The organism is Vibrio sp. DW001, assembly GCF_029016285.1.
Taxonomy (GTDB): Bacteria; Pseudomonadota; Gammaproteobacteria; order Enterobacterales; family Vibrionaceae; genus Vibrio.
In genome coordinates this window covers 3,650,338-3,673,353 of record NZ_CP091975.1, presented here as the reverse complement: position 1 = coordinate 3,673,353, position 23,016 = coordinate 3,650,338, and the positions used below count along the sequence as shown (strand labels likewise).

Below are 23,016 nucleotides of genomic sequence, written 5' to 3'. Positions count from 1 at the left end.
ATTTTCATTTTATCAGTCTTGTTCAAAAAAACGATGGATCATCGATAGTGCTTCATCTCTTATTTTATCATTCTCAAATAAAATTTCGTGTCTGCTGCCCTTACTTATCTCTAATTTTGAAGCTTTGTTAGTTATGCTCAGCGACGCTATAAATTCTAATTGGGCTTGGTTACTGACGATATCATCCTGCTCAGCCTGAATAAGTAGTGTTGGGATACCCAACTTCCTAGCATTTTTAATGCATGCTGCTGCTCCGGATAATGCTTGCCAAATCCAATGAGCACTAGGTCCTCCAATTTTGAGCTGAGGCATATCTTCGTAAAGATCCCTAAACCACTTGTATCTTACTTTGCTGGATGTCAGTGGGTTGAGCTCAAATGGTTTCGCTCGATACTCCCTGTTTTTGGTTAGATAATCAGGTTTAGTACTAACAAGGCTAACAAGGCATGCCCAATATGGTGCAATGGGTTTCAAGAGCGGCGACATATTAACGCCAAACATGGGGGCACTGAGTGCTATGCGATCAAAACCATGGTTGGGGTAGCACTGTAAATATCGGGTAGAAATCGCGCCTCCCATGGAATGTGCGATGAGAAATCGCTGGTCATATTTCCCAAGTTCAAAGCGATTAACCAGTTCGGCCATGTCTTCGACATAATGTGAGAAGGAGGCCACATGTCCAATTTGTCGATCTTCGGTTAGTCGGTCGGATAAACCCTGCCCGCGATGATCAAACGAGTATACGTCGTAACCTAATTGGAAAAAGTGATAAAGAAGTTCTTGGTATTTCCATGCTGATTCCACACGACCATTCGCAACCACAATGGCTTTAGTGTGATTAGTCGAAGTAACGGACACCCAGTACAGGTTCTTTTGGCCTTTTCCTAAAACAAAGCCTTCCTTTCTTTTTTGCCAGAAATTATTGATTTTACCGTGCATAATATCTGGATAGTCTGATTCTTGGATTGGATTTACCGTGATCATAATTACCTAATATTTTTGTCACTTAAGGTGCGGGTATAAAGAATGAATGATGTAAGCATATCACTCATATTGCCCATATTAAATTGGGATAGCTAATGCTGTGTTTTCTGCTGTGTGAATAAGCATTTCTTATATGAAGATTTGATGACAATTCACATTGATCATTGATCTGAAATTATGTAAGTATAATATATACGTATATCCATATGTTTGGTTTAAATTATGTTGCCTAATCAGTTTTTTAAAATGTTATCAGATGAGACTAGAGTCCGTTGCTTGCTATTGATTGCAAGAGAAGGAGAGCTGTGTGTCTGTGAACTGACTCAGGCACTTGGGGAGAGTCAGCCTAAAATATCCCGCCATTTAGCTCAATTGCGCCAGTCTGGGATTTTACAGGATGAACGGAAAGGACACTGGGTGTATTACCGTGTTGCCGCTGAATTACCTCGATGGTTAGAGAAAGTGATTGAAGGATTGAAACAATCTAATTGTTTAATAGAGCAATACAAAGCTGACATTGAACGTTTGAATGCGATGAAGAGCCGTCCAAATAGATGCTGATACGGTTATATAAGATTATTTACAAGGAAATTACTTATGACGATTAAAGTAGGAATTAACGGTTTTGGTCGAATTGGTCGCTTAGCCTTACGCGCTGCCTATGACTGGCCAGAAATGGAGTTTGTACATATTAATGATATTGCGGGTGATACGGCTACTTTAGCGCACCTATTGGAATTTGACTCGATTCAGGGACGCTGGCATCACGAAGTGAGAGTGGATGGCTCTGAAATGGTGATTAATGGCAAAAGAGTTGCTACGAGTCAGCAGCAAGATATTAATGAAGTAGATTGGTCGGGTTGTGATGTTGTCATTGAAGCGACGGGTGTTCATCGTAAAGTTGCTCTTTTAAACAAGTACCTGGCTCAGGGGGTTAAACGCGTTGTCGTGTCAGCACCAGTAAAAGAAGAAGGTGTTGCCAATATTGTTGTAGGAGTAAATGAACACATATTTGACCCAGATGCGCATAAAATTGTCACTGCAGCGTCGTGTACTACAAACTGTATAGCACCTGTGGTAAAAGTCATCCACGAGAAGCTTGGCATTGAACAATCTTCCTTTACTACAATCCATAATTTAACCAATACTCAAACCATTTTGGATGCACCTCACAAAGACCTTCGCCGTGCTCGTGCGTGTGGTATGAGTTTGATCCCAACCACAACGGGCTCTGCAACCGCTATCGTTGAAATCTTCCCAGAACTTAAAGGAAAAATTAATGGTCATGCCGTTCGCGTTCCTCTGGCCAATGCGTCTTTGACCGATATTATTTTCGATGTGAAGCGCGATACGACAGTTGAAGAAGTTAACGCTCTACTAAAAGAAGCCTCTGAGGGAGACTTACAAGGTATTCTTGGATTTGAAGAACGTCCGTTGGTTTCTATTGACTATAAAGGTGATCCACGCTCAACGATTGTTGATGCTTTGTCTACCATGGTTGTCGGAACTCGTATGGTCAAGATTTATGCTTGGTACGACAACGAAATGGGTTACGCAACCCGTACGTCAGAGTTAGTTCGTAAAGTCGGCTTAGCATAAGGTATTTATAAAATGACACATCCAACTTGGCAGCTTAACGTAACGGACAATGATGTCGCGCTTATTCTAACGCCTTGCCCGGGAACAAAAGAGGTGGATTTAGAAACATCGCTTAAAGAACTAAAATCCTCAGGTGTACAGGCGATAGTGACAGCTTTGGAGTTCGAGGAGATGGAAAAAGCGGGAGTAGCTGAATTACCAAGATTAGCGAAGCAATTAGGCATGTCTTGGTTCCATCAACCAATTAAGGACGATGAAGCGCCTGATGAGCAATTCGATGCTCGTTGGGAGGTAATTAGTCCTCAGGTGCATGAAGTATTAAAGCAGGGTGGAAACGTAGCATTGCATTGTATGGGAGGTTCTGGTCGTACAGGCTTACTCGCCGCGCATATATTGCTAGAGCTTGATTGGGATCTGAATAGGATCAAATCGGAGGTGCAAGCGCTTCGTCCAGGCGCTTTTACTAAACCTCTTCAGATTGAGTACATTAATCAAGTTAGTAAATAATTCAAACTTTGATTAGCCCGTGCACAGAGCTTTTGGGTTGCTATGATCCTAAAGCTCTCCTTGCTTCAATTCAGACGTAACATAGTTTCTTAAGCAATGGTTTATGTCTGTATAAACAGTGAATTAACTTATGTTTTCAAATTTGAACAAAAGTGTTCGTCAATATATGTTGGTTACGTTCAATTATTGGAACTTTACCATCACAGACGGCGCACTTCGTATGTTGGTGGTACTCTATTTTCACGATCTTGGGTACAGCACACTTGCGATAGCATCCCTCTTTTTGTTTTATGAGTTCTTTGGTGTAATAACCAATTTAGTTGGCGGTTGGTTAGGGGCGCGTTTAGGTTTAAACCGAACAATGAATGTGGGGTTAGCAATGCAGGTTGGTGCCTTGGTAATGTTAGCGGTACCAAGTACATGGCTTACTATTCCTTGGGTCATGGCGGCGCAGGCGGTTTCAGGCATCGCTAAAGATTTGAATAAGATGAGTGCCAAAAGCGCTATTAAGACGCTAGTTCCAGATGATCAGCAAGGGGCGCTTTACAAATGGGTAGCAATTTTAACCGGCTCTAAAAATGCGTTGAAAGGTGCTGGTTTCTTTATCGGCGGACTTTTGTTGTCTTTTATTGGATTTCAGTCTTCGGTATTGCTTATGGCTGGGGTGCTTTCTTTCGTGCTTATGGGAAGCCTATTTGCTTTAGAAAGTGACATAGGGAAGGCAAAGATTAAGCCTAAATTCAAAGAAATTTTTTCTAAATCGCGAAGTGTCAATATCCTCTCTGCGGCGCGTATGTTTTTATTTGGCGCTCGTGATGTTTGGTTTGTCGTGGCGTTACCCGTGTATTTAGGATCAACGTTTGGTTGGGATCATTTGTGGGTTGGTGGATTTTTAGCGCTTTGGGTAATTGCTTATGGGTTTGTACAGAGCATCGCGCCTAAAATTACAGGAAAAGCACAAGGTAAGGTGCCAGATGGTTCTGCTGCAATAATGTGGGCTGCGTTACTTGCCATTATAACGGGGTTAGTGGCCTATGCTGTTCAAATGGACTGGCAACCTGAACTTGTCATTGTGGTTGGCCTGATGGTATTTGGTGCTGTTTTTGCAGTGAATTCATCACTGCATTCTTATCTGATTGTTAGTTATGCGAAAGGCGATGGTGTCTCACTGGATGTTGGGTTCTATTATATGGCTAACGCTATGGGACGGTTGATTGGAACGATACTATCTGGTTGGGTTTTCCAATTAGCGGGCTTAGCTGCATGTCTATGGGTCTCATTTGCTTTCTTAGCAATAACAACCTTTATCTCTATTTACCTACCTAAATCGGTAAAATCGATAGCGACCAACTAAGTAAATTAGGCGCTCACATAAAACTGCGAGCGTTTTTTACACCTTCCTGACTATTCCTTAAGCTTTTCTTATGTAATATGGTCAAATGATACTTAGGTTATCATAGTACTCATTCTTTTATTTTTGACCGTAATCTGGAAAACCAATGGAAAAAAGAGTTTTTTTCTTCGATCTACTTCGTTGTATGGCCGCGATTGCGGTTATTGCTATTCACGTTCTCGCACCTTATCGACATGAATTAGGCACTATTCCGATTAATGAATGGTTTGTTGCGATTACGGTGAACGGTTTCAGTCGTTGGGCTGTCCCAGTATTTATTATGATTACTGGTGCGTTGATGCTGAACGACACACGGCCGTTTAATGCGAAATATTATGTCAGTCGTCGCCTTGGTAAAGTTTTGATTCCATTTATTATCTGGTCTCTTTTTTACGCTTATTTATCAGGGTGGTCTGCAGATGGTTATGATTCTGGTGTGACATTCGACACGTTGAGAAACATTCTCCACAAAGAAACGTATTACCATCTTGGTTTTTTTTACTACTTTATTCCTCTTTATTTTGTCATTCCCTTTTTTCAGATTCTGGTTCAAAAAACGGATGACCTAGCGATTTTTGCTTTCTTATCTGTGTGGATACTCGCAACAGCCTTGTTTCTGTTCCGAATCGATGGTCCGTGGAGCCACCAATTATGGTTGTATTCCGGTTATCTATTGCTTGGTTATGTTCTTTACAAAAAGGTACCATTAACAAAGGGAATGGTGACGTTTTTTGTTATTCTCGGTGCTATAGGGCTATTTAGTAGTGTTTGGATGGTTGCTACAGAGAGTATTGCGCAAGACAAATATACCTTTGGTAGGTGGTTATCCTATAAGACTATAAATACAGTTTTTGCTGCCTCAATGGTGTTTATGCTTTGTCGTTATTTTGGTGAAGGCTTAAGGCAAAGTACGAGAAAAGTTGTTGGGTTTATTAGTCAAAATTCTCTGGGGATATATATTCTTCACCCTATTTTTTTATGGCCAATGAAAGAGTTTGGGTGGTTTCAGGGGCATCCTATGTGGGTTATCCCGTTATGGATATTACTTAGCGGTAGCGGCGCGCTCTTTGTTAGTTGGATATTGTCAAAAAGTAATAGAACATCGTGGCTACTACCGTAATTGCATCGGTATCTCGACGATATTTACGGCTATTGAAATGCCTACTGTTGAGCTTGAATGTTTTCTTTCGGATGTAAGTGATTGTAAATTATCGTGTCGAGCTCACATTATTTATCTAAGATAGAGCATGGTGATGCACTGTTTTTTCGGGAACTATTTATACTGGTAATGAGTCTTCAGTTAGAAGGTTATTAGGAGAACAATATGTCGAATATTGAGGAAGTTGTTAAGCGTACTCGCCGTATTGAGAAGTTGTTGCGGGTGCAATATCATGCTGATGGAAAAGGATTACATCAATTAATCACCAGTTGTGAGGATCGATTACCTCACGATGTGATAAGTAAATTGAGGTATGTTGCCACTATTCGGAACAAAATAGTTCATGAAGAAGACTTTACGTTGGATAACAGAAAATCTTACTTCGCTACCTGTGACGCTTGCGAAAAAGAACTTACTCCAAGAGCGAACCGTTTCATTTGGCGAGCGGCCATTTTGGTCATGACGTTGTTTACGCTCGCGGCACTAGGATTCTATCTTGTTCACTGGGACAAGCTTGTTGAACACTTATAACCCGCCCTTACGTGTAAAATTACATGTGCAAAACACTTTAATAACAACCTCATTACATCGTGATGGTTATTTTCATATATTGGTCATTAATACTGGATTAAAATTTCATTTTTCCTAAACTAGCCGACTTAAATGAAATGAGGAAAGCGTATGTGGGGTTGGCTGATGGTTGGGCTATCTGGGTTAATTCATATTTCGACGGCGAATAGCGAGAATAAAAATCTGTCTAAGATATTGAAACCGATAACTTTACTATTATTAATGGCTATTTTGGTAACAACTGGTCGTGAAGAGCCTCAATTCATATGGATGGCGATTGGCCTTTCTCTAGCTGTCATTGCTGATACGTTCAGTGCTCTACCCAAAATAAGTACCAGAGCAAGCTTTATCGCGTTAATTTTGTCATTTCTATTTTACAGTAAGGGATTTTGGTCTCTGTTGCATGGTGATATTACGTGGTGGCTACCGTCTCTGCTATTTGCCGGTAGTATTATTCTCATCTTACTTTTGCTCCCAAAGCTGGATACGATTATTTTTCCTGTATCTATTATGGGTTTGGTCTTGGTCCAGATGTCATGGGTGTCCTGTGCTGTCTGGATGAACAATACCAATATGGCAAATTTGTATGCTTGCCTTGCTTGTTTTGTTTTTGTTGCTGCGACTCTAGTTAGTGCGGTTAATATCTATCGCCATCCTTTCCCAAATTCTGATCTATGGGCCACGAGTGGCTTTTTTATCGCTCATTCACTGACTGTCGCTTCTGTTATTGCTTAATCAATTGGTTGAATGACATTTTCTATTTCACTTTAGTTTTAAAGTTATCTGCTTTGGATTCATCTACTATAGAGTGATTAAGAATATCATTCTTTTGGTGTATTCTTAGCGATCTCAAGTTAAGGGTAAAAAATGAATAATATTCATGGGCACAAAATATTAGATATGTTGTCAGAAAAATTTCTCACTCGAGATGAAGTAAAGAACCTGCTCACAAATGAGTACGGGGACGATGTCCAGTTTCATACTTGCCTGAGTGAAGGTCTGAACTTTGATGAACTTTTTGATTTCTTTATCGAAAGAGAAAAAATAGCCACAGTTGATGGGAAATACAGCATTAATGCGACGAATAAGTGCGAATAACACACTCTCAATACCGTTGTAGCTGTGTCACCAATATAGCGCGGAGATAAAATTAACAATGGATATACTTTCAGCAGCAACCATGTTGTTTTTAATTATGGACCCTTTAGGTAACTTACCGGTCTTCTTGTCCATTCTTAAACATATTGAACCGAAAAGACGACGAATTATATTAATCCGTGAGCTTTGCGTTGCGTTGGTTATTCTGCTTGCTTTTTTATTCGGTGGTCAAAACATACTTAATTTCCTGCATATAAATCCTGAGACCTTAAGTATTTCTGGTGGTGTCATTCTCTTTATCATTGCAATTAGGATGATTTTTCCACAACCAGGCGGTGTGACAGGTCTTGCAGCAGGTGAAGAGCCATATATTGTACCAATGGCTATCCCAATGATTGCTGGCCCGTCTGTGATGGCTTTGCTGCTATTATTGTCGAGTCAAGAACCTGATCGTATTTGGGATTGGGCCGCAGCGTTACTTATCGCCTGGGGGGCAAGCTTCTTCGTACTTATGTTCATCAATTTTTTCCATAAGTTATTGGGAGAAAAGGGTCTAAAAGCGGTAGAAAGACTGATGGGGTTGTTATTAGTTATGATCTCTACCCAGATGTTCCTAGATGGTATTAAAGACTTTATAGGTTAAAGAAGCATGATGTAAAAAAGAGCGCTTAAGCGCTCTTTTTTACATCATGTGTTTACGCCTTATATCGAGCAGGGAAAATATACCAAATATTAAAATTGACCATTTCTCCCATCCACTGATTTCTATTTTGTCACCAAAAGCTCCGATAAATATCAGCATTTGAACCGCGTGCATCATGAACAAGAATCCAGTCATAATATAGAGTGCAATGGCCGCCTTACCTGGAAATGGCATGAAAATATTGAAGAGAAGAACAAACCAAACAAATGCGATAGAAGCTTTAGCTAAAAATATCAGGACTTTCATTCTATATTCCTTTCAAATAATCGGTAACTTACTTGGCCCGCTTTTTTTTCTCGATAGAGAGACCAATTGTCTGGTACGCCAGTAAGCGTGAGTTCTTTTTCTGTTTCAATATAAATCATAGCATTTTCTGCAAGCCAATTATTTTCTTCTAATAATTTTAAGCTCTTTTCTAGCAATCCTTTTCTAAAGGGAGGATCGATAAAGACGATATCAAAAGGCATCCCCTGCTTTTCTAGGTAGGAAAGGCTATCCGAGTGGATTGCATCAATAGAATCTGTTTTTAATGTCGTGATATTTTGGCTTAACTGTTTATGTGCCTGAACGTTGAGTTCGATCATCACAACCTGCTTTGCTTGACGTGAGGCGGCTTCAAAGCCTAATCCACCAGAGCCTGCAAATAGATCCAAACATTTGGCATGAGGCACATCTTGAGCAATCCAATTAAACAGCGTCTCTTTTACGCGATCGGTCGTAGGTCTTAGCCCTTCAGCATTGCATACAGGTAGTTTTCTACCTCGCCAAAGACCAGCAATAATGCGTATTGAGCCTTCTGATTGCTTTTTTTGTAAATTGTTTTTAGTTTGACTTCTTACCATAGATTTTTTGACCGCTAATAAAGTGTTACTATATCTCGTTATATAATGTCAAAGTGTACCAATCAAAACAGAAAATTTTCAGTACTTTGTCATTTTTCTCTGCTCAAATAATTTTGCAGGGCATTAAATTAGAATTAGTTGTTAGATCTAGGACTCCTCTCGATGACGGATAAGAAAAAGCGCGGACTATTTTCATGGCTTGGTTTTGGCGAAGATGAAGGAAAAAACCAAGAAGGTGGAAATAAGCAAATTGAAGGGCTTCAGCCAGAGAAGCAAGAAGAAAATGCCACTATTGACACTGAGCTAGCGAGCAATGAAAGCGAAGATATTATTGCCGATGCCTCACAAGCTAATGATACTCCGTCAGTTAATACAGACGGCTTAGATGATGAAATCAATACAACTATCGACGTTGAAAGTGGGGGGGAGACGCTTGTAGAATCGCCAATTGATACAACGGTATTGATTGAATCAACAGCGGAACCCGCCTCAGTCGATCTTGTAGATGCGCCTGTCGAAAGTGGTACAAAGAAAGTCATTGTTGAACAAGAGAAACCAACAGAAGGTTTCTTTTCAAGGTTAAAGCGTAGCTTAGCCAGAACAAAACAAAACATCGGTGCAGGTTTTTTTGGTCTGTTTAAAGGAAAATCGATAGACGATGAGCTTTTTGAAGAGCTTGAAGAGCAACTTTTAATCGCCGATGTAGGGATGGATACAACCTTAAAGATTATCGGTAACCTGACAGAAAAGGCATCTCGCAGAGAGTTAAAAGATGGCGAAGCGCTCTACGGTTTACTTAAAGAAGAAATGGCCGAAATACTGTCACATGTAGAGCAGCCATTAGTCATCGATACTAAGCACACTCCTTACGTGATACTAATGGTTGGCGTGAATGGCGTGGGTAAAACTACGACAATAGGTAAATTGGCAAAACAATTCCAAGCTGATGGGAAAAAAGTCATGCTTGCTGCAGGAGATACATTCCGAGCCGCTGCGGTGGAACAGTTACAAGTTTGGGGTGAAAGAAATAATGTCCCGGTTATTGCTCAACATACTGGTGCGGACAGTGCATCCGTCATTTATGATGCTATAGAAGCAGCGAAAGCTCGTGGTGTAGATGTTGTCATCGCGGATACTGCAGGTCGACTTCAAAACAAGGGTCATTTGATGGAAGAGCTGCGTAAAATTGTACGGGTAATGAAAAAAGTCGATGACTCTGCACCGCATGAAATAATGTTAACTCTCGATGCAGGCACTGGCCAAAATGCGATTAGCCAAGCCAAATTATTTAGCGATGTCGCCCCTGTTACTGGCATCACTCTGACAAAACTTGATGGAACCGCGAAAGGCGGGGTTATTTTCGCCATCGCTGATCAGTTTAATATCCCGATTCGCTACATTGGTGTTGGGGAAGGTATTGATGATCTTCGCCCGTTTGAATCTGAAAACTTTATTGAAGCGCTATTTAGTCGCGAAGAATAATGATTAAGGTATTGTGCAGTAGCAAGCGCTTAAATGGAATGAATTGAATAGTTAGAGGAAGAGTAAGTGATAAGATTTCAGCAAGTTAGTAAAGCTTATCGAGGTGGTCGCCAAGCATTACAAAAAGTGGATTTTCATCTTAGACAAGGTGAAATGGCATTTCTTGGTGGGCATTCTGGCGCTGGCAAAAGTACATTACTGAAGCTGATTTGTGCTATGGAACGTCCTTCTGATGGCACTATTCAATTCAACGGACACGATATTACAAAGATATCGAATAACGATATTCCTCTTTTAAGACGTAATATTGGTATCGTTTTTCAAGATCACCGTTTGTTAATGGATCGGACTGTATTTGATAATGTGGCATTGCCAATGCGTATAGAGTCTGCGACAGAAAATGATATTAAACGCAGAGTCTCCGCAGCGTTAGATAAAATAGGGTTGTTAGATAAAGCGAAGTGTTTGCCGAGTCAACTATCAGGTGGTGAGCAACAAAGAGTGGGTATCGCAAGAGCGGTTGTGAATAGACCCACTTTAGTACTGGCTGATGAACCGACTGGTAATCTAGATCCTGAACTGTCTAATCGAACCATGATGTTGCTGGAAGAGTTTAATCGAGCAGGTGTCTCTATTCTTGTCGCTACTCATGATGTTGGTCTTGTCGGCAGCAGGCCTCAGTATCGACGATTTGAGTTGAATCAAGGTTTTTTAAGTGAGGTCGAAGGCTATGGCCAATAATGCTCGCAGCAAAAACAAAGTCGATCGTGTCGGTTTTTTGAACATGCATATAAGACAAGCTAAAAGCTCATTTATGAGTTTGTGGCTAAGACCGTTAGGTAACATATTGACTCTAGCCGTGATCGCGATGGCGCTGTCTTTGCCTGCGAGTGTTTATCTTGTGGGTAAAAATATTGCTAAAGTTGCAGAAGAGGTTGCGAGTCCGTCACAAGTAAGTGCCTATATACAAGAAGACATCGCAGAAGCGAGAATCATGGTACTTAAGGATCGGGTAGAAAGTTGGGAAAATGTAGAAAGTGTGCAATATATTTCTTCTCAACAAGGTCTTAGTGATTTAAGTGAGTATTCTGGATTTGAACAAGCTATTTCATTACTAAGTGATTATTCGTTACCGGCAGTGCTCGTTATACAACCATCTGAGCAAAATGATGCGAGCATCAGAGATATCGCAATAGCGCTAAGAGATGAGCAGGGTATTACCGATGTAAGATTGGATGAAGATTGGCTTGCTCGCTTAGATGCAATGAAGAATCTGGCAACAACAGTTGTTGTTACTTTAGCGACCTTAATGCTAGGGGCTGTATTTTTAATTGTTGGCAACACATTGCGGTTTACGATTTTGGCGCATAAAGAAGAAATTCAAGTGATGAAGCTGATCGGAGCAACAGACAGTTTTATCTTAAGACCCTACCTGTATTCTGGTATGTGGTTTGGCTTAATTGGAGCCGTAAGCGCTTGGTTTTTGACGGCAATTATTACGATACTGTTAAATGGAGCTGTAGAAAAGCTTTCTATGTTATATGACAGCCAATTTCACTTGATAGGCTTGAACTGGGATGAGTCATTGTTGCTATTAATGCTCGGTGTTTTCTTAGGCTTTATAGCAGCAAAACTATCCGCACGGAAACACTTAAAAGATATTGAACCTGTGTAGGCTTTTCTTGTCTTAAAAAAGATTAAAACAGCAGGTTAAAACAGTAAATATTTGTAAATCGCTCTTGTATAGTGATTGTATCTATGGATAATTACCGTCCCCTTATTGAAATTTTCTTTGATTAAGTTCAATATTGATGGGTTTAGAGTAAAAATATTGCTCAATGTAAAAAGAATGAGGAATTGAATGGCAAACCAAAAGTATTCAATGGCTTTAGTTACGCAAGATAGCTTAGACAGTTATATTCGTTCAGCAAACAGCTACCCTATGCTAAAACCTGAAGAAGAGCGTGATCTGGCAGAACGATTGCATTACAAAGGTGAAATTGATGCTGCGAAAGGTCTTATACTTTCACACCTTCGATTCGTCGTTCATGTTGCCCGAGGTTATTCTGGTTACGGTTTACCGATGGCTGATTTGGTTCAGGAAGGTAATATCGGCTTAATGAAAGCAGTGAAGCGCTTTAATCCTGAAGTGGGTGTTCGTCTTGTCTCTTTTGCCGTCCATTGGATAAAAGCTGAGATTCATGAGTACGTTTTGAGAAACTGGCGTATTGTTAAAATTGCTACAACCAAAGCTCAACGTAAACTTTTTTTCAATTTACGTAAATCTAAAAAGCGTTTAGGTTGGTTTAATAACGGTGAAGTAGAAACGGTTGCTCGCGAATTAGGTGTTGCACCTTCGGAAGTACGCGAGATGGAATCTCGTCTAGCGGCACAAGATGCTGCTTTTGAATTGCAGAATGAAGATGACGATTCAGGAAGTTACTCAGCTCCCGTACTTTATCTAGAAGATAAACATTCTGATGTTGCAGATAATGTTGAAGCTGATAATTGGGAAACGCATACTAATACGCGCTTAACTCATGCCTTGGCAACGCTAGATGAACGAAGTCAACATATCGTCCGTTCTCGTTGGTTAGATGATAAGAAATCAACGTTGCAAGAGCTAGCCGAAGTCTACAGTGTTTCTGCAGAGAGAATTCGTCAACTCGAAAAAAATGCAATGAAGAAGTTAAAACTGGCGGTTGGCGAGTTTTAATAAGAAAGCGTTGTCACTACTTAAAGTACTTTGAGAGCGCCAAAATTTTTTAGAGCCGAGATCGTTGAGATCTCGGTTTTTTTATGCCTGATCGAAATTGATCGATATGCTTGATCAAAATTGAAATTTACCTGTGTATAAGTCTGTGAGGAAAACTTTCATTAACTGTCAGGAAGTAGCGGATAGACTAGGATTAAGAGGGAATATCCATTGGGGATAGTTTATTTGATACACACAGAAAAATAAGGATCACTACTACATGTTGTGGATCTTTTTATTAAGAGATACTTTATCAACGTAATTCACAGATTTATCCACAGATGGTGAAATATTGATCATCGGTGGATAAAAAATAATGCAATTTTTATTCTCTTATTCAGATAATTTTGACAGAAGAACGACAGAATTTTTATTTCTTGTTAGAAGCTATGTCACTTGGGTGCCAATAACACTTGGTATACAATCTAGTGACAAAAATAACATCAGGGAAGGTTAGCTCAATGAGTAGTTTTAAGAAGATAAATGCCGTTGGAGCAAAGAAGTTAATTAGCGACAGAAGCGCAGCACTTTTCGATATACGAGATGCTGGTTCTTTTACTACTTCCCATGCCGAAACAGCTCGCCATTTAACAAACGATACAATGGTTGCCTTTCTGGAAGAGGTTGAATTTGATCACCCTATTCTTGTTATGTGCTACCACGGAGTCAGCAGTCAAGGTGCCGCACAATATTTAGTGAATCAAGGTTATGAAGAAGTGTATAGCGTTGATGGCGGATTTACAGCATGGCATATGGCTGACTTGCCAATACAGAGAGGTTAAATGATTAAGCTAATCACACTCAAAAACCCTAGAACGGCTCAAGCTTTTATTGATTATATGGCATCAAGGAAAATAGAACTCGATATGATGCCAGAGGGGGGGGGACAATTTGCTCTTTGGCTTAAAGACGACATTGATAAACTAGAAGCTGAATCGGAGTTGTCTCATTTCCTAGCGAATCCGAATGATAGTAAGTATCAAGCTGCATCGTGGGACCTCGCGGGCTCTAGAACGAGAAAGTTTAAATATCAGACTCCCAGCATACTGGCTATGGTCAAAGCAAAAGCAGGACCTTTTACGCTTTTGATTATGTCTGTCTCTATTACGTTATTTATCCTTTTTCAAATAGGGTTTGGTAATTCAATTTTTTCAATAACACATTTTCCAGCTTTTGATGGACAGAAGTGGCAAATTTGGCGCTGGGTTTCGCATGCACTTATTCATTTCTCTGTTACCCATATTGCTTTTAATCTCCTGTGGTGGTGGCAATTAGGTGGAGATATAGAAAAGCGGCTTGGTACGATTAAATTATTGCAGATCTTTATATTATCATCGGCTCTGTCGGGAGCGGGTCAATATTGGGTTGAAGGTGCCAACTTTGGTGGACTGTCAGGAGTGGTGTATGCGCTAATGGGATATTCATGGTTGTTAGGTGTCATATCGCCTGAGAAAGGGGTGAGCTTACCGAAACCTATCGTTATATTTATGCTTGTTTGGTTGGTGCTAGGGTATGTGCAGCCTTATATGGCTATTGCTAATACCGCTCACTTGGTTGGTTTAGCGTCTGGTTTATTACTTGCTTGGATTGATAGCCAGATGACAAAAAAGACAAATGGCTGATGATCGTATATTGCAAAAAATGTCTATCGTAGCAATGGCCTTTAAATGCCATTGCTTGGTAAATCAGAGCAGAATTATTGAAAGAGGAATTTAGTAAACAATAAATCTGTTATGAGGGTTTTACCCGTTTCGGCAATGAGCAAATTGTTTAGATTTTCTTTGAGTTGCTTTCTGAGTTCTTCTCTTCCAGCAAGGGTTTTTACTTGATCTTCAGTTTGTTCACCAATGTATGCAACGATAGTATCTCGAATTAAAGGTTCGTGTCTTTCTAGTTCAACAACATAAGAGCTATCCGCGACCATTAAATCGACTCGGACTTGCAGATAGGCCAGTTTGTTGCCTTTTGTGTATACGTTGGTAGTGAGATCGGGCGCCAGTGTATAATAGGCGAATGTGGGCCCATTGTTTTGCTCTTCTTCGTCCGCATATGTTGTGACTGAAAAAGTACTGGTTAGAGCGAAAATTATTAAAACAATATATTGTTTAAGCATATTTATGAGATCTTTCTTTTTTTATCGGATTATCGTGGCGTCTTAGTCTGCTACAATGTAGCACCTAGACAAGTTTGTATTCTGCGGCTTTTTTAGCCTAAACACCAAGTATAAATTGCTTATATTACTAGAACTAATTAAATATACCTATGACTGAGCTGATTTCGTTGTACATTGCTGCGCTCAAAAAAGTTGATTGGCAAGACATTGACAAGTTTGAACTATCTTCGAGTGTTTCTCTACATTGGTTGTTGGAAAGAGGCTCATTGTCACGTCGTTTTGAAGAAAAGTGTGAAAACTTAACGGTTAAGATGCTTTTTAATGAGATGATTTCAGCTAGAGAGGTCACAATTGAAGAAAAAGAACTTCTTAGTGATACTGGTTGCTTACTCAGAGAAGTCATGCTTTTAGGTGATGAGCAAGAATGGGTCATTGGTCGAACTTTGATACCTGAAGCTTCTTTGGACGAACAGCCACATAACTTAGTTCAACAGGGTACTATTCCACTTGGATTAACAGTATTTAGTGTGGGGGGTGTGAGTAGAGATGCCTTGCAACTTGGCTGGGTTAACCTCCCTAACCAGCGACTTATTGCTAGACGATCACGTTTATGGATGAATAAAAAACCTATGTTAGTTGCAGAACTTTTTCTTCCCGATTCACCGGTGTATCTTACGGAGACGGTTTAGATGAGCTTAGTAAAAGCGAGAGCTTACTGGCAACTAATGCGTATGGATAAACCAATTGGTTCATTATTACTGCTGTGGCCAACCATATGGGCTTTGTTACTTGCTTCGGAAGGTAATCCTAGATTAGACGTTGTTATCGTATTTGTTTTTGGAGTGTTGTTTATGCGCTCTGCTGGATGTGTTATCAATGATTTCGCAGATAGAAAAATTGACGGACGAGTTCAAAGGACAGAACAACGGCCTCTTCCTTCAGGGAAAGTGAAACCATTTGAAGCCATTGTTTTATTTCTAATATTAGCGTTATCTTCTTTTTTTCTTGTACTTACTATGAATCCTCTCACCGTTAAGCTGTCATTCTTCGGTATCGTATTGGCGTTCATTTATCCTTTTATGAAGCGTTTTACTCATCTGCCTCAATTGTTCCTAGGGTTAGCATTCAGTTGGGCGATACCAATGGCTTGGGCTGCGCAAGCGAATGAACTTACGTCTCCTTTATGGTTATTATTTGTCATTAATGTGTTATGGACCATGGCTTACGATACTCAGTATGCCATGGTTGATAGAGATGATGACTTGCGGATAGGGGTAAAATCAACCGCGATTTTGTTTGGTCGTTTTGATAAAATTATTATTGGCTTATTGCAGTTGTTAACGCTTGCATTGTTTATGATTTTAGGTAACTGGCTGAACCTAAGTACCGTTTTTTACTGGGGAATACTAGTGTCGGCTGGATTGTTTGTGTATCAACAAAATTTGATTAAAAAGAGAGAACGAAATCTCTGTTTTAAGGCATTTTTAAATAACAATAATGTTGGATTAGTTATGGCTTTGTCGATTTTTCTTAGTTATCTATAATCTACCCAAGACGTCAAATAAATGGTTTTGATGAAAAAGGTTCTGTATTGACAGAACCTTTTTTCGTTATGACGCTATTCAAATGACGGTTATTTTACTTCACTATATAGGTTTTCTTGGATAGTTAGCTTTACTTCCGTTGGTAATAACGCCGATAACATATCAGCTAAATGTTGAGTGTTCTCTAGATTACAGTTGCCATCCACGTCAATATATTGTTGTTCTTTCAATGTTGTAAATAACGAAGTAAATACCCCTTTATCAAAAAACTCTGGAGCATTGATACCGTGCAATCTACCGAGACGTTGAGCAACTTCCTGGCATTTCTTCTCTAGATCAGGTTTTTCAAGTTCTGGATTAGCCCCTAGAAGATTGATTGAAATGGCATAGCGTTGCAGTGTCTCTGCGATAGTACGGGCAAGCAACATCAATGATTGAATTCTAGGTTGGTCGATAGAGATATTATCTTCTGTACGGCAAACCAGTTTTTGCCTTACCAGTTCATCTAAGATGCTTTCGACCGTTTGATCAATATTTGATTGATCATAATTCAAAAACAACTCTTTTTTCAAGAAAGGATAAAGTTGGTGTACTACAGACTTAATGTATTTTACGGATATACTTTCATGACGAACAACCAAGTGTGAAATTAATGATGGTATTGCGAATAGGTGAATAATGTTATTACGGTAGTAAGTCATCAAGATGGATTGATTGCGATCTAGGGAAACAATATCACCCATAGTGTCGGTTTCGATTACGAATTTATCCAATGAAATCGCATGCTCAACTAACTCTGTTGCGGTTTTGTCTGGCATGGTAAATGTATTTGAGTATGGGACATTCTTAAGTAGGGATAAATACGAGTCAATCTGCACGACCAATGTATCTTTTGATAGGGCGCGCTGACGAGATGCAAGCAGAGCGGTTGCGCATAGCGTTAATGCATTTGCTGCTGCAGCATCGTTGATATGAGTCATCATCTTAACAGCGAGTTTATTGACTGTTGGCGTCAACCATTTAGGTCTAGGTGGATCAAGAGGATTGATATCTTGTTTCCATTCCGGAACTTCTTCGTTAAGGAACTGGTTTAGAGGGATTGGTTCGCCAAAGTTTACATAACCTTGACCAAAATTACGAAGCTTACGTATCGTTTTAAGTACCTGTCCTGCGTTCTCTTTTTCTTTGCGTTTTCCACGTAACTCTTTCGCGTAAGTGGATACTTCCATTACATGTTCATAGCCAATGTAGACTGGGACTAGGGTGACAGGGCGGCTCTGTTCTCGTAACATAGTTTGGATAGTCATGGCTAGCATGCCTGTTTTTGCTGGCAGTAGTCTACCTGTACGAGAACGACCACCTTCACTGAAATACTCAACCGAGTAGCCTTTAGTAAATAACTCAGAGAGGTATTCACGGAATATAGTGGAGTAGAGTTTATTTCCTTTGAAGCTGCGACGAATAAAAAAGGCACCGCCACGACGGAATATATAGCCTGCGGGGAAGAAGTTAAGGTTAATGCCTGCCGCAATATGAGGAGGAACCATCCCTTCATGGTAAAGAACGTAAGAGAGTAATAAATAGTCCATATGGCTTCGATGACACGGGACGTAAACTATTTCATGCCCATCTTGTGCCAATCGACGTACCGTCGTGGCGTTGCTAATGTTAAGCCCTTTATAAAGCTTATTCCATAACCAACCCAGTATCCTCTCTCCGTTCTTAATCAGAGAATATGAGAAATTAGCGGCAATTTCATCGAGTATCGAGTGCGCTTCTTTCCGCGCCTTTTCGAGACTGATATTTTTACTGCTGGCTTCATTCTCGATAGCTTTTTGGATCACTTCTGAATCGAGTAGCCGAGTAAATAATTGCTCGCGATTAGGGAGTTTAGGCCCAATAGCGGCTAGCTTTTGTCTTGAGAAGTGGGTTCGTGCTACTCGAGCGAGTTTATGCGCTATCGATTCATCTGTACCATGTACATCTGCCATATAACGAAGCGAAACAACGGGACTAAACCTCACTTGGCAATCACGACCAGAAACAATGACCGCTGCGGCTTTTTGTGGGCCATTCATTGCGCGCAAATAAGGTCTTAGATCAGCTTCTTTACCCGGTTTTCTTCCCCATAAAACGGTCGCAGGAATAACCTGAACATCTAACTCTGAATCTTCTCCATGCAACGTCAATAAATCGCTAAATAGAGCAATGGAAGCACTTGGTATGTGCTTGTCATTTTTGAGTATTGTTGGCCTCGAACTAATATAGACATATCGACCTAACTCTTTCCCGTTTATCTTCAGTGGCAAAAGAGGATCAGGTAAACCGATTTCTAATGCTTTTCTTCTCAATGTAAAAAGGTCAACATTGGAACGAAATGGGAGTGCGTAGACGATAGGTTTATCCAAATCGATGTCTAAATCTTTAATTGGCTCAGTAGGAATAGCGGTACTCTTTACTAATAAAGAGAGAGGGAGCTTTAAAAGTGAGCGTGGAATTATACGTCCAGATGACATTAGGTTTATCGCCTCAAGAGTTATCAAAAATGCACTATGTTCAAGGGTTCGAACTCATCCCAAAACTCTGATGAAAATCGAAGTTTTATGGGGGATCTCGATGAAGATAGTTTTGCGCCGAAAGAATACCAGAAACTAGTCTAAGCTTTCATGTCTAAATCAATTTGTTCTATCATTTTTGTTACAGTTGATATGTTGGCTAATTATAACAGCAGGTAACAATAAATGAATTACAAAAAAAGGGGATTCAAACGCATTGCTAAAGTCGGTTCCTATTCTACACAAGGCATACCCGCAGTGTTTAAAAGCGAAGAAGCTTTTTGGGTTGCCGCTATTTTCGACTATTGCTCCAGTTTACTTAACCTTGTATTTTATTGCTTATACATTCGTCCCCAAATAGCAACGATGCAGATAGCGAAAACAAGCCTTCCCCAAAGAATGGCGTATACGTCAGCGCCGAGCAATAGTATCAACAGCGTGTCTTCAATTATGCTGTGACATAACCCAAGGAAACCCATGACAAGTGCAGTATCCCGTTTGCTAATGTGCCCTTTTTTAACTTCATCGATGAGTAATCCTGCACCGAACGAAATTCCCAGTGTCATTCCAATAATTGTAATGTTGGCGGCCTCTTTACCTAACGTGAGTCCTCTTAATAATGGTGATAGTAATTTGTGTAATAGTGCCTCAATTCCAAGTAAGCGTAGAATTCGCAGCATTATGATTAGGGCGGTTAGAATGACAAAGATAGAAGCAAAAAGTTGTGCTTGTTCAATACTCCACTGAATCCATCCAAACGAATGACTCGTAGTTGGTGCCCAAGATAAAGCAATTGGTTCTTGTTTCCATTGCAGAGTTGAATATAAGAGGTTCAATATTGACCCTAATAATAATGCTCCTCCCACTCTTACAAGTAATGTGACTCTCCATCGAATACCTAATGACTTGGCTATAGCGCCCTCTACAGGTAGTCCATGAGCAATTAATATCATGACTCCTAGCACCGAAATGTCCGCGACAGAAATTGCATTATTAGCTGCAATTGAGTAGAACACCACCATAGCGGTATATATATTGGTTAATAAGGCGACGGCCCATACCAAGCCCATTTCTTGCGGTAACCCTACAATGTCCATTGCAGGAGAAAGACAGTAAGCAAGCAGATCTGTGGCGCCAACTAAGTCTAACAGTTTTACGATAATGACAGCCGGAAGCATTACCTTGACTAAAACCAGATAGACTCGGACGATCTCTTTAATCTGATTTGATATATGGATGATGAACGTATTGTTCCACATGAAACATTATCCTTTTAATGCGTTTATAAGTAACTTGAATTTGGGACAAACGACATCCACCGGTAGGGCTTTTATTACCTCTATTGCATTAAATTTTTATAAAGTAACACGCAGTTACTTTATAAACTCATCTTGATAAGAACAAAAAACCGACGTTCATTTATGAGTTTTAGATGGATTAGGGCAATAATTATCTATTTACCTGCATCATTCTTCTACAAGTTAATTAGTTTAGAGTAGATTTGAAAAATTATTGCTGTAATTTAGAGCCATAAATGTATTTTATTCTGATAATGGGTGAGTGAGGTTAATAGTGTTTCTTGATCGGACAGATAAAGCTATTTTGCGAGAATTGCAGATCGACTGCTCTATTACCAATGTTGATCTTGCTGAAAGGGTGGCATTGTCTCCTCCTGCATGTCTGAAGCGAGTACAGCGACTAACAACAGAAGGTGTAATTAGTCGAAAGGTTGCCATTCTGAACCCAGAAAAATTAGGTAATCCATTACACATTGTTGTTGAGGTATGTATGGAGAGGGATAAAAAGCAGATTAATCAAAATTTTATAAAACAACTCCAAGGTGTACCTGAAGTGAAAGAGTGTTATCAGGTGACCGGTGAGGTGGATTTTGTACTGATTATTGATGTGGCGGACTTACGTACTTACGAGAGGCTAAAAGAGACGATTTTCTTTAGTAATGAAAATATTAAAACGTTCAAAACGATGATCTCAATGAATCGTGCCAAGTATGAAACGCAATTGATAATTGACTAAACAGAGATGAACAATGGGTCATTGGTTAAAAAATGACACCTTTCCGTTGCAAACGAATAAATACTGGATATACTCACAGTTAACTGTATAAAAAAACAGGTGACTTATGAAGCCGTTAACCCCTCGTCAACAACAAGTATTAGATCTGATTAGAGACAAAATTGAAGATTCTGGTATGCCCCCAACACGAGCAGAAATCGCTAGAGAGTTGGGTTTCCGTTCTGCTAATGCCGCAGAAGAGCATTTAAAAGCCCTTGCTAAAAAGCAAGCTATTGAGATTATCCCTGGCGCATCTAGGGGGATTCGAGTTTTGCTTCAAAGTGATGCTGTAAATGATGATTTAGGATTGCCATTAATAGGGCAAGTCGCGGCTGGCGAACCTATTTTGGCGCAAGAGCATGTTGAAGCGAACTATAAAGTTGATCCTACGATGTTTCGACCTCAAGCCGATTTTTTACTTCGCGTTCAAGGTGAAAGTATGAAAGACATAGGCATCATGGATGGTGATTTGTTGGCGGTACACAAAACACAAGACGTCAGAGATGGTCAAGTTGTTGTGGCTCGTGTCGATGATGACGTCACAGTTAAACGGCTTGAAAGGAAAGGGTCAACAGTATTGCTTCATGCAGAAAATGAAGATTTCTCTCCAATTAAAGTCGATCTAGAATCACAGCATTTAGCTATAGAAGGTGTTGCTGTCGGTATTATTCGAAATACGGACTGGATGTAATTTATAACTTGATAATCTAAATAATAATCATTATCATCTTTGATTCGGGAGAGATGATAATGAATGTTCAATATATAAAAGCCTCAACCAATATCAATAATAAGCCTCACTATGATGTGCCAGTTCACTTACTACAACCCATGTGGTTAAGAAGTCGAGAAAGTCTGGTTAATGATGGTTTGGTCTATGATCCTATAGCGGCTAATGCCTGTCGATACTGTCAGCTTTCTTCAGAATGCCTTTCTGGTGATATTGCTCAGAAACAACTATTGCATGCGACGATTACCAAGCTTTGCGACGAAAGAGTCGGTGCTTTTTTAAAAGATCATCCTAACGCTTGGGTATTAAATATAGGTGGAGGATTAGATACTCGATTTTATCGATTAGATAATGGCTTGTGTCACTGGGTAGAGCTGGACATTTCTGAGCACTTGCTTTGGAGGGAAAAGTTATTTCATCCAAGTGATAGATACAAATTAATCAATGGCTCCGTCGATAGCTTTAATTGGGTACAAACCTTATCTATACCGAACAATGTGCCCGTTATTATCGTTTGTGAACAAGCGCTGTTATCGCGTTCAGAATCTGATGTGGCTCAGTTTGTCCAAAATATGAGTCGATATTTTAATCAATGCCATGCTTGTATTGTTGTAGCCGGTGACAAAGCGTCGACTCGCTATGGGCAAAGATTAGGAAGCCAAAACTATTCTCATGGTTTTAATAAACCAACAGAAAAGCTGTTGCAATGGTTGCCTTGGTGCAAATATATTAAATTATTCTCCCCATTTGATGACAATTGTGGACGGTGGAAAGTTTGGCAACGTGCCATTGCTGCATTTCCAACATTAAGACATAGGCTTACTCCGATTGTCGTTGAGTTATCTTGGTAATTTAACGGGACAATGAGTGAATCACTAAGTTACACTTCCTAGCAACTTAGTGAGGTTT

At 39.9% G+C, this 23,016-nt stretch carries 26 protein-coding genes; 20 read left to right on the top strand and 6 right to left on the bottom strand.

Annotation, left to right across the window (positions count from 1 at the left end; all coding sequences use genetic code 11):
* Positions 1–12: 12 nt before the first annotated feature.
* On the bottom strand, positions 13–984 hold the full coding sequence (locus L3V77_RS16810; protein WP_275135134.1) for an alpha/beta fold hydrolase: 972 nt from the start codon (positions 982–984) through the stop codon (positions 13–15).
* 222 nt (positions 985–1,206) lie between these two features.
* Here L3V77_RS16810 and L3V77_RS16805 point away from each other — a divergent pair, with 222 nt between their 5' ends.
* The 9 genes from L3V77_RS16805 to L3V77_RS16765 all read left to right on the top strand — a co-directional run bounded on the left by L3V77_RS16805 (position 1,207) and on the right by L3V77_RS16765 (position 7,953).
* A complete protein-coding gene (locus L3V77_RS16805; RefSeq protein ID WP_275135133.1) occupies positions 1,207–1,545 on the top strand; it encodes a metalloregulator ArsR/SmtB family transcription factor in 339 nt (112 codons plus the stop codon).
* 36 nt (positions 1,546–1,581) lie between these two features.
* Positions 1,582–2,583 (top strand): ArsJ-associated glyceraldehyde-3-phosphate dehydrogenase, encoded by a 1,002-nt coding sequence (locus tag L3V77_RS16800; RefSeq protein WP_275135132.1) that lies wholly within the window; start codon positions 1,582–1,584, stop codon positions 2,581–2,583.
* A 12-nt stretch (positions 2,584–2,595) separates the two neighbouring features.
* Positions 2,596–3,090, top strand: coding sequence for a cyclin-dependent kinase inhibitor 3 family protein (locus L3V77_RS16795; RefSeq protein ID WP_275135131.1), 495 nt, complete (start codon positions 2,596–2,598; stop codon positions 3,088–3,090).
* 130 nt (positions 3,091–3,220) lie between these two features.
* Positions 3,221–4,444: an organoarsenical effux MFS transporter ArsJ gene (gene arsJ, locus L3V77_RS16790; RefSeq protein WP_275135130.1), complete on the top strand. Its 1,224-nt coding sequence runs from the start codon at positions 3,221–3,223 to the stop codon at positions 4,442–4,444.
* A gap of 145 nt (positions 4,445–4,589) precedes the next feature.
* Positions 4,590–5,603: an acyltransferase family protein gene (locus L3V77_RS16785; RefSeq protein WP_275135129.1), complete on the top strand. Its 1,014-nt coding sequence runs from the start codon at positions 4,590–4,592 to the stop codon at positions 5,601–5,603.
* Positions 5,604–5,807: 204 nt separating this feature from the next.
* Positions 5,808–6,173 carry a DUF4145 domain-containing protein gene (locus tag L3V77_RS16780; RefSeq protein WP_275135128.1) on the top strand — a complete coding sequence of 122 codons (366 nt, stop codon included), beginning with the start codon at positions 5,808–5,810 and terminating at the stop codon, positions 6,171–6,173.
* Positions 6,174–6,323: 150 nt separating this feature from the next.
* Positions 6,324–6,947, top strand: coding sequence for a lysoplasmalogenase (locus L3V77_RS16775; RefSeq protein WP_275135127.1), 624 nt, complete (start codon positions 6,324–6,326; stop codon positions 6,945–6,947).
* Positions 6,948–7,079: 132 nt separating this feature from the next.
* Positions 7,080–7,310 (top strand): YecH family metal-binding protein, encoded by a 231-nt coding sequence (locus tag L3V77_RS16770; RefSeq protein WP_275135126.1) that lies wholly within the window; start codon positions 7,080–7,082, stop codon positions 7,308–7,310.
* A gap of 58 nt (positions 7,311–7,368) precedes the next feature.
* Complete coding sequence (locus tag L3V77_RS16765) at positions 7,369–7,953, top strand: YhgN family NAAT transporter (protein WP_275135125.1); 585 nt, start codon at positions 7,369–7,371, stop codon at positions 7,951–7,953.
* A gap of 39 nt (positions 7,954–7,992) precedes the next feature.
* Here the strand turns inward: L3V77_RS16765 and L3V77_RS16760 are convergent, their stop codons facing one another.
* Both L3V77_RS16760 and rsmD read right to left on the bottom strand, forming a co-directional pair.
* Positions 7,993–8,259 (bottom strand): DUF1145 domain-containing protein, encoded by a 267-nt coding sequence (locus L3V77_RS16760; protein WP_275135124.1) that lies wholly within the window; start codon positions 8,257–8,259, stop codon positions 7,993–7,995.
* Entirely contained in the window at positions 8,256–8,855 is a 600-nt protein-coding gene (gene rsmD / locus L3V77_RS16755) for a 16S rRNA (guanine(966)-N(2))-methyltransferase RsmD (RefSeq protein WP_275135123.1), read from the bottom strand. Before rsmD ends, L3V77_RS16760 begins: the two co-directional genes overlap by 4 nt.
* Positions 8,856–9,017: 162 nt before the next feature.
* Here rsmD and ftsY point away from each other — a divergent pair, with 162 nt between their 5' ends.
* The 6 genes from ftsY to glpG all read left to right on the top strand — a co-directional run bounded on the left by ftsY (position 9,018) and on the right by glpG (position 14,714).
* Entirely contained in the window at positions 9,018–10,337 is a 1,320-nt protein-coding gene (ftsY, locus tag L3V77_RS16750) for a signal recognition particle-docking protein FtsY (RefSeq protein ID WP_275135122.1), read from the top strand.
* Between the two features lie 66 nt (positions 10,338–10,403).
* Positions 10,404–11,078: a cell division ATP-binding protein FtsE gene (gene ftsE / locus L3V77_RS16745; RefSeq protein ID WP_275135121.1), complete on the top strand. Its 675-nt coding sequence runs from the start codon at positions 10,404–10,406 to the stop codon at positions 11,076–11,078.
* Positions 11,068–12,012: a permease-like cell division protein FtsX gene (gene ftsX, locus L3V77_RS16740; RefSeq protein WP_275135120.1), complete on the top strand. Its 945-nt coding sequence runs from the start codon at positions 11,068–11,070 to the stop codon at positions 12,010–12,012. Before ftsE ends, ftsX begins: the two co-directional genes overlap by 11 nt.
* Positions 12,013–12,198: 186 nt before the next feature.
* A complete protein-coding gene (gene rpoH, locus L3V77_RS16735; RefSeq protein ID WP_195704651.1) occupies positions 12,199–13,053 on the top strand; it encodes an RNA polymerase sigma factor RpoH in 855 nt (284 codons plus the stop codon).
* Positions 13,054–13,553: 500 nt separating this feature from the next.
* Entirely contained in the window at positions 13,554–13,874 is a 321-nt protein-coding gene (glpE, locus tag L3V77_RS16730; RefSeq protein WP_275135119.1) for a thiosulfate sulfurtransferase GlpE, read from the top strand.
* Entirely contained in the window at positions 13,875–14,714 is an 840-nt protein-coding gene (gene glpG / locus L3V77_RS16725) for a rhomboid family intramembrane serine protease GlpG (RefSeq protein WP_275135118.1), read from the top strand.
* Positions 14,715–14,788: 74 nt separating this feature from the next.
* On the opposite strand, the gene L3V77_RS16720 is transcribed toward glpG, so the two are convergent.
* On the bottom strand, positions 14,789–15,205 hold the full coding sequence (locus L3V77_RS16720) for a flagellar basal body-associated protein FliL (RefSeq protein WP_275135117.1): 417 nt from the start codon (positions 15,203–15,205) through the stop codon (positions 14,789–14,791).
* Between the two features lie 149 nt (positions 15,206–15,354).
* Between L3V77_RS16720 and L3V77_RS16715 the strand changes: the two genes are divergently transcribed.
* Both L3V77_RS16715 and ubiA read left to right on the top strand, forming a co-directional pair.
* Entirely contained in the window at positions 15,355–15,894 is a 540-nt protein-coding gene (locus L3V77_RS16715; protein WP_275135116.1) for a chorismate lyase, read from the top strand.
* The gene (gene ubiA, locus L3V77_RS16710; protein WP_275135115.1) at positions 15,895–16,749 is read left to right on the top strand and encodes a 4-hydroxybenzoate octaprenyltransferase; all 855 of its coding nucleotides are present in this window, start codon (positions 15,895–15,897) and stop codon (positions 16,747–16,749) included.
* Between the two features lie 89 nt (positions 16,750–16,838).
* Here ubiA and plsB read toward each other — a convergent pair whose 3' ends face one another.
* A complete protein-coding gene (gene plsB / locus L3V77_RS16705; protein WP_275135114.1) occupies positions 16,839–19,265 on the bottom strand; it encodes a glycerol-3-phosphate 1-O-acyltransferase PlsB in 2,427 nt (808 codons plus the stop codon).
* A gap of 371 nt (positions 19,266–19,636) precedes the next feature.
* Positions 19,637–20,563: a hypothetical protein gene (locus tag L3V77_RS16700; RefSeq protein ID WP_275135113.1), complete on the bottom strand. Its 927-nt coding sequence runs from the start codon at positions 20,561–20,563 to the stop codon at positions 19,637–19,639.
* A gap of 313 nt (positions 20,564–20,876) precedes the next feature.
* Between L3V77_RS16700 and L3V77_RS16695 the strand changes: the two genes are divergently transcribed.
* The 3 genes from L3V77_RS16695 (at position 20,877) to L3V77_RS16685 (ending at position 22,958) form a co-directional block, all read left to right on the top strand.
* On the top strand, positions 20,877–21,338 hold the full coding sequence (locus tag L3V77_RS16695) for an Lrp/AsnC family transcriptional regulator (RefSeq protein ID WP_275135112.1): 462 nt from the start codon (positions 20,877–20,879) through the stop codon (positions 21,336–21,338).
* A 106-nt stretch (positions 21,339–21,444) separates the two neighbouring features.
* Positions 21,445–22,068: a transcriptional repressor LexA gene (gene lexA, locus L3V77_RS16690; RefSeq protein WP_195704642.1), complete on the top strand. Its 624-nt coding sequence runs from the start codon at positions 21,445–21,447 to the stop codon at positions 22,066–22,068.
* Between the two features lie 59 nt (positions 22,069–22,127).
* Positions 22,128–22,958, top strand: a complete 831-nt coding sequence (locus L3V77_RS16685; RefSeq protein ID WP_275135111.1) for a class I SAM-dependent methyltransferase — start codon at positions 22,128–22,130, stop codon at positions 22,956–22,958.
* Positions 22,959–23,016 lie beyond the last annotated feature (58 nt).